A 13,981-nucleotide genomic window follows, 5' to 3' on the forward strand; every position below is an offset into this window, starting at 1 on the left:
CCCGACCCCGCCCGTCACGACGAGAAGAACAGCCGCCCGAAGCCCTGCTTGCGGTAGCGGTGGTGGCCGTGGCTGCCCCAGCCCGGGCCGTACTGCCCGGGGTAGGGCTGCGGCGGGTACGGCTGCTGCGGCTGCTGCGCGTAGACGACCGTGGTCGGTTGCGCGGCGGGCTGCGGCGCCGGTGCGGGGGCGGGTGCCGCAAGCTGGGTCTCGAGCCGGGTGAGCGACTCCAGCTCGCCGAAGTCGAGGAAGATCCCGCGGCAGCTGTCGCACTGCTCGAGGTGGATCCCGTTGCGCTCGTAGGTGCGCATGGCACCGCGGCACTTCGGGCAGACCATCCCGCCGCCGGCGGGGGCGACCGGCTGGGTCGGGGGCTGGTACTGCGGCACGGGCTGGGCGGGCGGCTCGCCCCAGGCCGGGGTCTGGCTCATGGCGGTGCTCCTCGGGAGGCGGTGCTGCGGTGGTGCGTCTCCATGGCCGACGATCGACCGGTCGGCGCGGTTCCCGCGATCACGTGCCGGCCGGCGGTCCACAGGCTGCGCAGGGCCGGCTCACATCCGGGTGCACGCCACCAGCAGAGCCTCGGCGGTGTCGTCCCACGCCTCCGCGCCGTGGTGCGCCCGGTGGACGGCACGGGCGGCCGCAACGACGACCTCGGCGCGGGCCGGCAGGTCGAGCCGCGGCCACGGGTCGCCGTCCGGCGGGACCGCGGGACCGCCGGCCGCGCGGTAGGCGGTGAGGAACGTCGTCCACGACGCGTCGTCGAGCAGCCCCGCGGCCCAGAACCCCGCCGGGCGGCCGAGGTCCCAGGCCTGGTCCCCGAGCCCGAGGTCGTCGAGGTCGAGGAGCAGCCAGCGGTCGCCGGCGTCCCGGCCGAGCTGGCCGAGGTGCCAGTCGCCGTGGACGAGGGCGTTGGCCGGTTCCGGGCCGGCCGCCGTGAGGGCGTTCTCGGTGGCCCGGCCCGCCCGCAGGACCGTCGTCGCCCGCGGGTCCGGGCCGAGCAGCGCGACCCGGTCGAGTGCCCGGCGCAGCCGGGCCGGTGCGCCGTGCGCGGGCAGTACGGGCAGTACGGGCAGTACAGGCAGTACGGCACCGGCCGGGACGGCGGTGCGGTGCAGACGGGCGAGGGTCCGGGCGGCCGGTGCCCACGGCGGGTCGGCGACGTCCGTGTCGAGGACGTCGAGCCGCGGCCAGAGGGTCGCGACCAGGCCCGTGCCGCCGCCGTCCACCGGGCTGCTGGTCACCGGGCTGCTGGTCACCGGGCTGCTGGTCACCGGGCTGCCGGTCACCGGGCCGCCGTCCGGGGTCCCGCCGGGCACCGCGGCCGGCACCGGGACGGGCTCGGCGCGCAGCGGAGCGGCGAGCACGCCGTCCAGGGCGGGCGCCGCCGCGACACGCAGCCGGGCCGCCAGGGCCGCCGAGTCGGTACCGGCCGGGTGCACCTTGACGACGACGTCCCCGCAGACCGCGAGGACGGCTCCTGAGGTGGGCCGCAGGACGGCCGTCGGAGCGGTGCCCGTGAGCGTCGTCGTCCAGGCGGCCAGGCCCGCCGGTACCGTCTGCGCCACGCAGCCACCGTAGACGAGGGCTTCCGCAGTGCGGTCACGAATGACAGGATGATGGGATGAATCTGAGGCTCGTGCCCGACGCGACGGCTGTCGCGGAGGCCGGCGCCGCGGCCGCGCGGGCCGCCGGCGGCGAGGGCCTCGCCGTGCGGGAGCTCTCCGAGCCGGAGGACCACCTCCGGCTCGTCGCGGTCTTCGACGCCGTCTGGGGCCGTGCCCCGGAGCAGTCGCTGTCCACCGAGCTGCTGCGGGTCATCGCCTTCGACTGCGGCTACCTCGCCGGGGCGAGCGTCGTCGCGGGGCCGCACGGCGGTGCCGAGGAGGTCGCGGACGACGGCCCGGGAGACCTCGTCGCGGCGTCCATCGGCCTGTTCGGCGTGACCCACGAGGGCGAGCCGATCCTGCACTCCCACATCACCGGTGCGCTCGCCGAGGGCCGGGCCCGGCACGCGGGGTTCGTCCTCAAGCAGCACCAGCGGGCCTGGTGCCTGGCGCGCGGCCTGGCAACGGTGCAGTGGACCTACGACCCGCTCGTGCGCCGCAACGCGTACTTCAACGCGGTCAAGCTCGGGGCGCTGCCGGTGCAGTACCTCCACGACTTCTACGGCGAGATGACCGACGCGATCAACGCCGGCCACCACTCCGACCGGTTCCTCGTCCGCTGGGACCTGCACTCGCCGCGCGCCGTCGCCGCGGCCGCCGGCACCCCGGCGACGTACACCGCGCCGCCCGGTGCGGCCGCGGTCGTCCACGAGGACGCCGACGGCCGCCCGGTCGTCGACGCCGAGGTGCTCCGCGCGGCCGGGTCCGGCGACGTCCCCGCGGTGCTCGTCGGGACCCCGGCGGACGTCGAGCGGATGCGCGTCGAGGACGGCGCCACCGCGCGGTCCTGGCGTGCCGCGCACCGCGACGTCGTCCCCGGGCTGCTCGGGAGCGGTTGGCGCGTCACGGGTCTCGTCGACCGCAGCTCCTACCTGCTGACCCCTGCGTCCCTGCTGACCCCTGCGTCACCGACCGCTGCCACCGGAGCGGACCCCGCGTGAGAGAGGACCCCGCATGAAGCTCGAGGCCGTGGAGCTGCGCCGTGTCGCGCTGCCGCTCGTGTCGCCGTTCCGCACGTCCTTCGGCACCGAGACGACGCACGACTGCGTGCTCGTGCACGTCGTCACCGACGGGGCCGAGGGCTGGGCCGAGTGCGTCGCGATGGAGCGCCCCGCGTACTCGAGCGAGTACGCCGACGGTGCCTGCGACGTCCTGCGGCGCTGGCTCGTCCCTGCCGCGCAGGCGCTCTCGGACGCCGGGGAGCTCACGGCCGAAGGCTTCGCGCCCGCCGTCGAGTGGGTCAAGGGGCACCGGATGGCGAAGGCGGCGCTGGAGACCGCGCTGCTCGACGCCCAGCTGCGGATCGAGGGCCGCTCGATCGGCGAGCGGCTCGGGTCGGTCAAGGACCGGGTCCCGACCGGGGTGTCGGTCGGCATCATGGACTCGGTCCCGGCGCTCCTCGACGCCGTCGGCGCCTACCTCGACGCCGGCTACCTGCGGATCAAGCTGAAGATCGAGCCCGGCTGGGACGTCGAGCCGGTGCGCGCCGTCCGCGAGCGGTTCGGCGACATCCTGCTGCAGGTCGACGCGAACACCGCGTACGGCCGCGGCGACGCCGACCACCTCGCACAGCTCGACGCGTTCGACCTGCTCCTCATCGAGCAGCCGCTCGAGGAGGAGGACGTGCCCGGGCACGCCCTGCTCGCGCAGCGGATCACGACCCCGGTGTGCCTCGACGAGTCGATCGTGTCGGCGGCCGCGGCCCGGGACGCCATCGAGTCCGGGGCCTGCGAGATCGTCAACATCAAGCCCGGCAGGGTCGGCGGCTACCTGGAGTCGGTGCGGATCCACGACGTCTGCGTCGAGCTCGGCAAGGCCGTGTGGTGCGGGGGCATGCTCGAGACCGGTGTCGGCCGCGCACCGAACCTCGCGCTCGCGGCGCTGCCCGGCTTCACGCTGCCCGGCGACACCTCGGCGACGAAGCGCTACTACCACCAGGACATCACCCGGGAGTTCTTCATCGAGGACGGCCACGTCGCGATCCCGACCGGGCCCGGCATCGGCGTCGAGCCGGACCCGGACGTCCTGCGCTCGGTGACGGTCTCGTCGCAGTGGCTGCGGTCGTAGTGGCGGACGCGGCGGGACTGTTCGGCATCGAGGGCCTCGCGCCCGGCGCCGCGCGGCCGGTGCGGTCGTACGCCTACGGCGACCACCCTGCGCAGGTGTGCGACCTGTACCTCCCCGTTCCGGCACCCGACGACGTCGCAGGACCCGTTGCGCCGCAACGGGTCGCCGTCCTCGTGCACGGCGGCTACTGGCGGGCGAGGTACGACCGGAGCCTGTCCGGGATGCTCGTCGACGACCTGCTCGCCGCGGGCTGGGCGGTGTGGAGCCTCGACTACCGGGCCGTCGGCAGCGAGGGGCCGTCCTCCGGGGGCGGCTGGCCGCGCACCTACGAGGACGTCGCGGCGGCCGCCGACCTGCTGGCGGACGCCGCCGCGGAGCACGACCTCGACCTCGACCGCGTCGTGCTCGTCGGTCACTCGGCGGGCGGCGCCCTCGCGCTGTGGCTCGCCGGCCGGCACCGGCTCCCGTCCGGTGCGCCCGGCGGACCGCCCCGGTGGCGTCCGGCCGCCGTCGTCGCCCAGGCCGCGGTCGCCGACCTCGCGGTCGCGGCGGACGAGCGGTACGGCGACGGTGCGGTCCTCGCGCTCATGGGCGGCGCCGGGCCGCGGGACAACCCGCTCGCCTACGCGACGGCGAACCCGACCGCCCTGCTGCCCCTCGGCGTCCCGACGCTCGTCGTCACCGGGGACGCCGACGACGCCGTCCCGCACACCGCCTCGCTGGCGTACGCGGCGGCGGCCGCCGCCGCCGGGGACGACGTCACGCTGCGCGTCGACGCGGGCGCCGACCACTTCGTCCACCTGCTCCCGGGCACCCCCACCTGGCGCGCGACCCGGCAGTGGATGCAGGCTCGTACCTCGTGAGCCCCTCTCGAGACTCGTCCGCCGTCCTCGACCTCCTCACCGACCTCGTCCGGCTGCGTACCGTCGCGGACGGCGAGGAGGCCGCGGCCGTGCGCTGCGCGGCGGTCCTCGACGACGCCGGTCTGCGGACCACGGGCGTCGCGTGGGCGCCGAACCGGTTCCAGGTCGTCGCCCGCGCGGGCGGCGACGCACCCCTGACCTTCACCGGGCACCTCGACACGGTCCCGGCGACCCCGTCCGACTGGAGCGTCGACCCGTGGGCCGCCGCCCGGGACGGCGACCGGATGGTCGGTCGCGGCACGAGCGACATGAAGGCCGGCGTCGCGGCGCTCGTCGTCGCCGTCGCGGAGCACGCCCGGCGCCCCCACACCTGCCGCGGAGTCCAGGTCGTGCTCACGGCGGGCGAGGAGACCGGCTGCACCGGCGCTGCGCAGATCCCGGCCGCCGTGCTCGCCGGCGGCGGGCCGCTCGTCGTCGCGGAGCCGACCGGCAACCGGCTCGTCCTCGGGCACAAGGGTGCCCTGTGGCTGCGGCTCACCGCCGCCGGCCGGGCCGCGCACGGCTCCGCGCCGTGGCTCGGCGACAACGCCGCCGTCCGGCTCGCCCGGGCCGCGGTCGCCCTGCACGACGAGACCGGCTGGCCGGTGCACGAGACGTTCGGGCCGATGACGGCGAACGTCGGCTACCTCGCCGGCGGCGTCCAGCCGAACATCGTCCCCGACAGCGCACAGATGCTCCTCGACGTCCGGGTCGTGCCCGGGGTGGCGCTGGACGACGTCCGGGCCAAGGTCGCGGCGCTCGCCGGCGAGGGGGTCACGGTCGCCGACCACGTCGTCCTGCCACCGGTCGGGACGGCACCCGACGACCCGTTCGTCGGCCTCGTCGCGGACGCGCTCGGGGCCGTCGGCCTCGACGCCGACGTCGCGCCGCCCGCCCGCTACTTCACCGACGCCTCGGTGCTCGCCGGGTTGCTCGGCCCCGCGGCCGCGCTCGACGGCCCGCACGTGCCGACCGTCGTCCTCGGGCCGGGCGAGGCGGACCAGTGCCACGTCGCGGACGAGTGGTGCTCGACGTCGAAGACCGAGGCGGCCGTCGAGGTGTACGGCCGGCTGCTCGACCTGTGGTGCACGACCGGGCGCTCCGACGGGCAGCCGTGACCGTCGACCTGCGGGCGCGGGCCGCGGCCCACGACGCGCTGCTGCTGCGCCGGCTGGACCTCGTCGTGCCGCTCGTCCTCGACCGGGCCGGGCTCGACGCCTGGGTGCTCGTCGCCCGGGAGTACGCCGAGGACCCGGTCGTGGCGTCGATGCTGCCGGCGACCTGGCTCGCGACCGCCCGCCGCCGGACGGTGCTCGTCTTCGTCCGGCGGGCCGACGGCAGCGGGGTCGACCGGTTCGCCGTCGCGCGCTACCCGGTCGGCGAGGCCTTCCCGCACGTCTGGGACCCGGCCGCCGAGCCGGACCAGTGGACCTGCCTGGCCCGGATCCTCGCCGAGCGCGACCCCCGGACGATCGGTGTCGACCGGTCGGAGACCTTCCCGCTCGCGGACGGTCTCACGGCCTCCGAGCACGACGCGTTCCTCACGGCGCTGCCGGACCGGATGCGGCGCCGGGTCGTGTCCGCCGAGCAGGCGGCCGTCGGCTGGCTCGAGACCCGGCTGCCCGAGGAGGCCGACGCGCTCGCGGCGGCCTGCGCGCGGGCGCACGGCTACCTCGCGCGGGCGCTCTCCGCCGAGGTCGTCACGCCCGGGGTGACGACGACGTCCGACGTCGAGTGGTGGCTCCGGCAGACCGTCCACGACGACGGGCTCGGCTCGTGGTTCCACCCCGCGTGCAGCGTGCAGCGGGCGGACGACGTGACGTCCGGACCGGTGCCGGGCGGCGGCGAGACGGTCATCGGGCCCGGTGACCTCGTGCACGTCGACTTCGGGATCGTCGACGCGGGGCTGTGCACCGACCAGCAGCAGCACGCGTACGTGCTGCGGCCGGGCGAGACGCAGGCGCCCGCGGGGCTGGAGGCCGGGATCGCCGCCGCGAACCGGCTGCAGGACCTGCTCATGACCCGGTTCTCGGTCGGGATGACCGGCAACGACCTGCTGTCGGCGACGCTCGGGGCGGCGCGCATCGAGGGCATCGACGGCCTCGTCTACAGCCACCCGATCGGGGTCCACGGGCACGCCGCCGGGCCGACGATCGGGCTGTGGGACAACCAGGGCCGCGTCGACGGCCAGGGCGAGCACCCGCTGCACCCGGCGACGGCCTACTCGGTCGAGCTCCAGGCCCGGGTCGCCGTCCCGGAGTGGGGCGGTCGCGGGGTGGCGTTCATGCTCGAGGAGGACGCGTTCTTCGACGGGCGGGAGTGCCGGTTCCTCGACGGACGACAGACGCGCCTGCATCTCATCGGCTGAGCCTGCCGAGGACAGCGGGGCCGACCAGGGAAGAAGTCTTCGCCTGTTCCGAGGAAACCTCCGGGCGGACGATGGCGTCTGGAGGGGTGACAGCGGCCCGTCGGGGACGCTCGACCGCCCTGAAGGGGGAGGACGTCATGACCACGGAGCTCTTCGTCTCAGGAGGCTTCATCCTGCTGTTCGTCGCCGTCTCGGTGATGTCCCTCGAGTTCGGCGACAAGAAGATGTCGGTGCTCGACCGCTGGAAGGGCGTGCGGCACCAGTGGGCGAAGGACCACCACGGCATCGACTGAACGACCCGTCGGGCGCCGGCCCGTCAGGACGCCGCGAGCCCTCGCCGGGCGAGCAGCGGCGCGATGACCGGCGGGCGGCCACGGACGGCCGCGAAGGCCTCCATCGGGTCGCGCGAGCCGCCACGGCTGAGCAGCTCGCGGGCGAAGACCTCGCCGGCCTCGCGGCGCAGGCCGCCCTGCTCGTGGAACCACTCGACGGTGTCGGCGTCCAGCACCTCGCTCCAGATGTAGGAGTAGTAGCCCGCGCTGTAGCCGCCGGCGAAGACGTGCGAGAAGTACGACGTCCGGTAGCGGGGCGGCACGAGCCGGACCGCGATCCCGTGCCGCTCCAGGGCCTTCGCCTCGAACGCCTCGACGTCCTGCGGGGCGACCGTCGCGGCGTCACCGGCGAGCCGGTGCCACTCGAGGTCGAGCAGGGTGGCGGCGAGGTACTCGGTCGTCGCCTGGCCCTCGCCGTAGAGCTGGGAGGCGAGCAGTGCGTCGACGCGCTCCTGCGCGAGCGGCTCACCGGTCTCGTGGTGGACGGCGTACCGGGAGAGCACGGGCGCCTCGTACGCCCACATCTCGTTGACCTGGCTGGGGTACTCGACGAAGTCGCGGGGCACGCTCGTGCCGGCGAGTCGCGGGTAGCGGCAGTCGGAGAGCAGGCCGTGCAGGACGTGCCCGAACTCGTGGAACGCCGTCCGCACCTCGTCGAGCGTGAGCAGCGTCGGCTCGCCCGCGGGCGGCTTGGGGATGTTGAGGTTGATGACGATGACCGGGCCGGTGCCGAGCAGGTGCGACTGCCCGACGAAGCTGCTCATCCAGGCCCCGCCGCGCTTGGAGTCGCGGGCGTACCAGTCGGCGACGAACAGGCCGAGCGGGGCGCCGTCCGGGCCCGTGACGTCGTAGACCTGCGCGTCCGGGTGGTAGGTCGGCAGATCCGCGCGCCGCGCGAAACCCAGCCCGTACAACGCGTTCGCGGCGTGGAAGACGCCGTCCTCGACGAGCCGGCCCAGCTCGAAGTAGGGCCGCAGCGCCGCGGTGTCGACGGCGTACCGGTCCCGGCGCACCTGCTCGGCGTAGAACGCCCAGTCCCAGGGCTGCAGCGGCGCGGCCTCGCCGTCCGCGACGAGCAGGTCTTCGAGCTCGGCGGCCTCCGCCTCGGCGTTGCGCACCGCGGGGGCGACGAGCCCGCCGAGCATCGCGTCGACGGCCTCGAGGGTGCCGGCGGTCTGGTCGGCGACGACGTACGACGCGTGGTCGCCGAAGCCGAGGAGCACGGCGCGCTCGGCGCGCAGCGCGACCATCCGGGTCAGGGTCTCGCGGGTGTCGTTGTCGTTGCCGCGCAGGCCGCGGGTCACCGAGGCGGTGTGCAGCCGCTCCCGGACGGCGCGGCGCGTCAGCCGGGCGAGCGCCGGCTGCGCGGTCGGCAGCACGAGGGTCAGCAGGTAGCCCTCGAGGCCCCGCGCGACGGCGGCCTCACGGGCGGCCGCGATCTCGCCGTCCGAGAGCCCGTCGAGGTCCGCGACGTCGGTGACGTGCACCGCGAGGTCGTTGGTGTCCGCGAGAAGGCGGCGCTTGAACTCCGCCGTGAGGGAGGACAGCTCGGCGTTGATCGCGCGCAGCCTCTCCTGGCTGTCGGGGTCGAGCGCGGCACCGGCCCGGACGAAGTCCTTGTGGTAGCGGTCGAGCAGCCGCTGCTGCTCCTCGTCGAGGCCGAGCGAGCCCTGCTGCGCGTGCACCGCGGCGATCCGCTCGAAGACGCGCGGGTCGAGCCGGACGGCGTCGCTGTGCGCGGCGAGGAGCGGGGCGACGTCCGCCTCGATGGCGTCGAGCTCCGGGCCGGAGTGCGACGACGTGAGGTTGTAGAAGACGCTCGACACCCGGGAGAGCAGCCGGCCGGAGCGCTCCAGCGCCTCGAGGGTGTTCTCGAAGGTCGCCGGCTCGGACGACGTCGCGATCGCCTCGACCTCGGCCCGCTGCTCGGCCATCCCCGCGTCGAACGCCGGCCGGAAGTGCTCGGGCATGATCCGGTCGAACGGGGGGAAGTGGAACGGCAGCCCGCTCGGGGCGGCGAACGGGTTGTCCGCGGGCAGGGCGGTGGCAGTCTGGGTGTCAGCGGTCCGGGCGTCAGCGGTCACCGGCCCAGCCTGCCATGCGGCGCGGCCGGTTACCCCTGTAGCCCGCTCGGTGCTCCGGCGGTGTCCGGGGCCGACAAGGAGGTCCTCCGATGTCCGACGTCCCTGCCGGGTCCGAGCGGCCGGGGGAGCCCGGCGCTGCGGCGCGGCCCCGGTTCACCTTCGTGGAGGCCGTGCTCGGGGGCCCCGGACCCGGTCGCCCTCGGTGGCTTCTGGTCCGACCTGCTCGGCTGGGAGGTCGTCCGCTCGTCGCCGGAGTGGGTCGTCGTCCGGCCGCCGGACGGCGGGACCGGCCTCGCGTTCCAGCTCGAGACCGATCACGTGCCGCCGACCTGGCCCGCCGGCCCGGGGGACCAGCAGATGCAGCAGCACCTCGACGTCCGGGTCGACGACCTCACGGCCGGCGTGGAGCACGCAGTGGCCCTCGGGGCCCGGCTCGCCGAGCACCAGCCGCAGGACGACGTCCGGGTGCTGCTCGATCCGGCGGGGCATCCGTTCTGCCTGTTCTGAGGGCGTGAGCTCGTGCCCGCCGGTCACGCGCGGGCGAGGACCTCGCGGACGGCTGTGAAGTAGGCGGCCTCGTCCGGCTCGCTCCAGCCCGCGGCCTCGACGCAGTCCAGGGCCGCCCGGAGCGGGTCGGGCTGCGCCGCGCCGGCGAGCGCCGAGACGGCGGAGGCCGTCGGGTCGACGAGCATCCTGGGCGGCGGTCGGTCGGCGGGGAAGGACAGCGTTTCGATCACCCCCACGAACCCGTCGGCGGACTGCGGCCAGACCGTCGCCGACAGCGCCTCGTAGTCGTCGAAGGGGGCCGGCACCGGCTCACCGGCCTCGACCGCGGCCAGCGGGACCGCCCAGTCGACGAGGTCGGTGGCGCCGGCGCAGACCCGGCGGGTCGCCCAGAGCGCCACCGCGGTCTGCGTCGTGGGGTGGGCGCCCGTAAGCAGGTCGACGAGCCCGCGGTCGCGCTGCGCGAGCTGCTGGGCGAAGCCGCCCACGGCGAGGAGCCGCGCGTCAGGTTCGTTCCCGCCCCAGCGCTCCAGCAGCCGTTCGCGGGCCCACCGCGCCTCCTGGCGCTGCTCCTCGGCGGCGTCCTCGGCCTCCTGCGCCCGTGCGGCGGTCGCGAGGTCGTGCTGGTCCTGCGGTGCGTGGGTCTCGCGGGCGACGCCGTGCCAGTAGGCCGGGCCATGGGACCGCTGCCGCAGGACGACGTCCGGTGCGGGTCGTGCGGGCCAGAGCTGGAGCACGTAGCGTTCGCCCGCGAAGGTCGGTGCGTCCGGGTTCTCGCCCGGATCGGCCTCGGCGGCGTCCCAGCCGGTGCAGGACAGCCGGACGCGGTGGTGGCCGGCGCGCCCGAGGTCGAGGTCCCACCAGCCGTCGAAGGTGCTCATCGCGGCCTGCGGCCCGCGGGCTTCGAAGGACACCTCGACGACGTCGTCCCACTCGTCGCCCAGCGTGGGCGCGGCGTCGAGCATCTCGATCCGGACCCGGACCCTGCCCGTGTGCGTCGCGGTGACGAGCGAGAGCACCCCCGGGCACGCGGCGCCGAGCAGGCCGTTCACCTGTCCGCCGCGGGCGTCGACGATGTCGACCGGGGTGTCGTCGTCGAGCTGGGTCGTCAGGAAGAGGAATCCGTACTCCACGTCCACCAGGTCGTCGAAGATCACACGCACCGCGCCACTGTGGCAGATCCGGTCGTCGCCCGCGGCCGGTCAGAACCCGGGGGCCGGCATGTCATACGAGCCGCAGGGTGCAACCGCCAGGACTCGTCAGCCCGCCCGTTCCCAGGTGTCGTCGGGTGGTGCCTGGTTCCAGATCGGTGGTGCGAGGTCGATCGGGCTCAGCCCGGTCCGGCTCGGGCCGATGCCGCGGGCGTCGGCATCCTCGTCCAGGGCAAGACGCAGTTGCTGGCCGATCCGCTGCGCCGCGGTATGTGTCTGGTGGTGCAGGTTCCTCGTGCGCCGTCGTTCCGGGTCGACCCAGGACGGCGGCCGCACCCACGGGATGCCGTCGAGCACCTCGACCACCCACAGGCCCGCGTGGACCTGCTGGTGATGGTTCGGGCACAGGCTCACCAGGTTCGCCAGGTCGGTCCGACCTCCGTGCTCCCAGGCCTGAAGGTGGTGGGCGTCGGTGCCTTCGTGCGGGACTGGGCACGCCGGGATCACGCACCCACCGTCGCGTGCCGCGAGGGCCTTGCGCTGTGCCGGGGTCGCGAGCCGGTGCGCCCGCCCCACGTCGAGCGGGGCCCCGTTCGGGTCCAGCAGCACTCTCGTCAGCGTCGCCGTGCACGCCAGGTAGGCCAGCAGGTGGGAGCCGATCGGCCCGTGCCGGTGCAGCGTCGCGAACCCCGCCGCCCGCCCGACCTTGCACGCAGCCGTGTCGGCGGTTCCGTTGCTGGAGAACGTCGCCGAGACTTGAGCGTCCTGGTCCGTATCCGCAGCGACCTCGCCCCTCTGTCGCATCTGTTCGGCGGCCGCACCGGCGGCGGCGACCTGCTCGACCGTGGCGGTCACGAGCAGGTTCACCAGCGGCGAGGCCGCCTCACCATCGCTGCCACCGGTGAGGGCGGCGCGGAGCAGTCCCATGACCGCGTCGTAGCGGCGCATCGCGACGGTCCGGTCGTCCTTGACCAGGGTGACCTGCTCGATGCTTTCGCTGTCGACGGTGAGGACTTCGCGGGCCGGCCGGGGTTTCCCCGCCGCGGACAGCATCGCGGACAGCACGGCAGTGTCGGCCGGGGTGAGGGTCATCCGCAGCGACCCCATCCCGGTGGAGTCCTTCACCAGGGACAGTCCGCGGCGCAGGTGGGCGTCTTCGTCGAAGTCCTCTTCGCGGTCGGGGTCGAGGACCCGGACGAGTTCGTCGACGAGTCGGTGGATCGCCCGGACCGGGAACCGGCGGCACTGCTCGGCCAGGAACGCGTCCGCGATCTCCATTCCGGACTTCAGCTCACCCGTTGCTTCGTCCTCGAGGAGGACGACGCGGAGTCGTTTCGGGAGCCGCGCCACAGCGCGGACGCAGGCGTCCGCGTGCTCGCGGGTGATCTCACCGGCCGCCAACGCGGCACCGACCTGCGGCAGGCTGCCGGAGTCCGCGTCCAACGCGTGCGCGGCCCGCGCGTCCGCGTTCGCGCGGCCGGGGTCGATGTTCAGGCGGCCGGTCAGGAACGCCGCCGCCACCTTCCCCTCACTCGCCCCGGGCACCGCTTCAGGCCGTTCGTCGAGGACCTTGATCACCGCCAGGCGGGCCGCTTCCGCGGACGCCATCGCCCGGGTGAACGCCTCCACCACATCCCGTGCCTCACCATCAGACAGGGACCACGCGCACCGCGAGGCCTCCAGCACCACCGCGGTCGCGGCCCGCATCGCCTCCACCCCGGCCTGCAGATCGTGCACCGGCATCGACCCGTCCGAGACCACGTGAGCAGTCGGCATCGCGGCGTCCGGCTCGTTGCCGGGCACCTCGCCCCACGTCTGCTCATCACTGCTCACGAGAACAACACTATGGACAGGGTCCGACAGTCTTGACCCAGCGAGACCCGTTCCGGCAGAACAATTTTGCGTGAGTCACCATCACTCACGAACAGTCGTCGGCCGCAAGGGGCGCGCGCCCGCTGCCGGGTTCATGCGTCCCTTGCACACGCGCCCGAGGCACCTCTGCGATGTCGCAGCAGATGACCACACGATCATCTGGCGATGGGTCGAGCGGGCCGTCCTATCCGAACAGCGGTGGGAGCGGGTCTTCGCGTCGCGACCATCGGAGGGTGTGATGGTCTGCGGAGCCGACCCGGCTGATCGTCAAGGAGAGCGTGCTCCGGCACCGGGCCGGGATCGCCCGGCGGAACCTGCCGGAACGGTTCGGGCCGTGGCAGACGGTCCGCGCGGCGTCGCGGGTGCAGCACTGCACCACGTGGCTGCGACAACAGCTACCCCGTCCCCTGGACGTAGCCCTACGGTCGATGGGTGACCATCCCGTTCCGGCTGCTGCGTGATGCCCTCACGCGCCTGGCCGCGGCACCGGAGCGTCGGCGACACCTGCCCGCCGGGGCCGTCGTGACCGCCGACCTATGGGACGACGCCGCCCTCGACCAGCACCTCCGCCGGGCAGCAGCCGGCGAGCGCGCCACCGAGCTCCTCGCTCAGCTGCCGGCGCCGCACGACCGTCGGGCTGCCGCCGCCGTACCGAAGGACCGTTCGACCGAAGGACCGAGCCGTGCCCGACCGACCTGAGATCGTCTGCATCTGCGGCTCGGCCCGGTTCGCGGACGCGATGCGCGCGGCGAACCGTGACCTGACCTTCGCGGGAGTCATCGTCCTCGCACCCGCCGAAGCGGACGGACCCGTCCCCGAGGAGCGGAAGGCCGCGCTGGACGCCCTCCACCTGCGCAAGATCGACCTGGCCGACCGGGTCCTGGTCGTCAACCCCGGCGGGTACGTCGGCGCGTCCACGAGCAGGGAGATCGCCCATGCCCGCGCCACCGGCACACCGGTCTCGTTCACCGATCCCGTCTGACCGCCCCTGACGCCACGTCTCGCCGCCCCGCCGCACACCGCCCCGCCACACA

At 74.7% G+C, this 13,981-nt stretch carries 13 protein-coding genes; 8 read left to right on the forward strand and 5 right to left on the reverse strand.

What is annotated here, in order from left to right:
• Positions 1 to 14: 14 nt before the first annotated feature.
• Positions 15 to 431: a zf-TFIIB domain-containing protein gene (locus ECOMGDLI_RS26460; RefSeq protein WP_198955203.1), complete on the reverse strand. Its 417-nt coding sequence runs from the start codon at positions 429 to 431 to the stop codon at positions 15 to 17.
• Positions 432 to 551: 120 nt separating this feature from the next.
• On the reverse strand, positions 552 to 1,568 hold the full coding sequence (locus ECOMGDLI_RS26465; RefSeq protein WP_198955204.1) for a hypothetical protein: 1,017 nt from the start codon (positions 1,566 to 1,568) through the stop codon (positions 552 to 554).
• A gap of 56 nt (positions 1,569 to 1,624) precedes the next feature.
• Here ECOMGDLI_RS26465 and ECOMGDLI_RS26470 point away from each other — a divergent pair, with 56 nt between their 5' ends.
• From ECOMGDLI_RS26470 to ECOMGDLI_RS34910, 6 genes are all read left to right on the forward strand, one after another.
• Positions 1,625 to 2,608, forward strand: a complete 984-nt coding sequence (locus ECOMGDLI_RS26470) for a GNAT family N-acetyltransferase (protein WP_143447957.1) — start codon at positions 1,625 to 1,627, stop codon at positions 2,606 to 2,608.
• A gap of 13 nt (positions 2,609 to 2,621) precedes the next feature.
• The gene (gene menC, locus ECOMGDLI_RS26475) at positions 2,622 to 3,734 is read left to right on the forward strand and encodes an o-succinylbenzoate synthase (protein WP_088319837.1); all 1,113 of its coding nucleotides are present in this window, start codon (positions 2,622 to 2,624) and stop codon (positions 3,732 to 3,734) included.
• Positions 3,719 to 4,597, forward strand: a complete 879-nt coding sequence (locus ECOMGDLI_RS26480) for a S9 family peptidase (protein WP_198955205.1) — start codon at positions 3,719 to 3,721, stop codon at positions 4,595 to 4,597. Before menC ends, ECOMGDLI_RS26480 begins: the two co-directional genes overlap by 16 nt.
• Positions 4,594 to 5,754, forward strand: a complete 1,161-nt coding sequence (locus ECOMGDLI_RS26485; RefSeq protein WP_088319838.1) for a M20/M25/M40 family metallo-hydrolase — start codon at positions 4,594 to 4,596, stop codon at positions 5,752 to 5,754. The genes ECOMGDLI_RS26480 and ECOMGDLI_RS26485 overlap by 4 nt, the downstream gene beginning before the upstream one ends.
• Positions 5,751 to 7,004 (forward strand): M24 family metallopeptidase, encoded by a 1,254-nt coding sequence (locus ECOMGDLI_RS26490; protein ID WP_143447958.1) that lies wholly within the window; start codon positions 5,751 to 5,753, stop codon positions 7,002 to 7,004. Before ECOMGDLI_RS26485 ends, ECOMGDLI_RS26490 begins: the two co-directional genes overlap by 4 nt.
• A 137-nt stretch (positions 7,005 to 7,141) precedes the next feature.
• Positions 7,142 to 7,297 (forward strand): hypothetical protein, encoded by a 156-nt coding sequence (locus ECOMGDLI_RS34910; protein WP_158221168.1) that lies wholly within the window; start codon positions 7,142 to 7,144, stop codon positions 7,295 to 7,297.
• Between the two features lie 23 nt (positions 7,298 to 7,320).
• Here ECOMGDLI_RS34910 and ECOMGDLI_RS26495 read toward each other — a convergent pair whose 3' ends face one another.
• Positions 7,321 to 9,420: a M3 family metallopeptidase gene (locus ECOMGDLI_RS26495; RefSeq protein WP_233153641.1), complete on the reverse strand. Its 2,100-nt coding sequence runs from the start codon at positions 9,418 to 9,420 to the stop codon at positions 7,321 to 7,323.
• 135 nt (positions 9,421 to 9,555) lie between these two features.
• On the opposite strand from ECOMGDLI_RS26495, the gene ECOMGDLI_RS26500 reads away from it, so the two are divergent.
• Positions 9,556 to 9,927 (forward strand): VOC family protein, encoded by a 372-nt coding sequence (locus tag ECOMGDLI_RS26500; protein ID WP_088319848.1) that lies wholly within the window; start codon positions 9,556 to 9,558, stop codon positions 9,925 to 9,927.
• A gap of 23 nt (positions 9,928 to 9,950) precedes the next feature.
• On the opposite strand, the gene ECOMGDLI_RS26505 is transcribed toward ECOMGDLI_RS26500, so the two are convergent.
• Together ECOMGDLI_RS26505 and ECOMGDLI_RS26510 are read right to left on the reverse strand one after the other, a co-directional pair.
• Positions 9,951 to 11,087, reverse strand: coding sequence for a hypothetical protein (locus ECOMGDLI_RS26505; protein ID WP_143447959.1), 1,137 nt, complete (start codon positions 11,085 to 11,087; stop codon positions 9,951 to 9,953).
• Between the two features lie 96 nt (positions 11,088 to 11,183).
• Positions 11,184 to 12,908 carry an HNH endonuclease signature motif containing protein gene (locus tag ECOMGDLI_RS26510; RefSeq protein WP_088319841.1) on the reverse strand — a complete coding sequence of 575 codons (1,725 nt, stop codon included), beginning with the start codon at positions 12,906 to 12,908 and terminating at the stop codon, positions 11,184 to 11,186.
• Positions 12,909 to 13,629: 721 nt separating this feature from the next.
• On the opposite strand from ECOMGDLI_RS26510, the gene ECOMGDLI_RS26520 reads away from it, so the two are divergent.
• Positions 13,630 to 13,929: a hypothetical protein gene (locus tag ECOMGDLI_RS26520; RefSeq protein WP_088319843.1), complete on the forward strand. Its 300-nt coding sequence runs from the start codon at positions 13,630 to 13,632 to the stop codon at positions 13,927 to 13,929.
• Positions 13,930 to 13,981: the final 52 nt, after the last annotated feature.

Source organism: Kineosporia sp. R_H_3, assembly GCF_002198675.1.
Lineage (GTDB): Bacteria > Actinomycetota > Actinomycetes > Actinomycetales > Kineosporiaceae > R-H-3.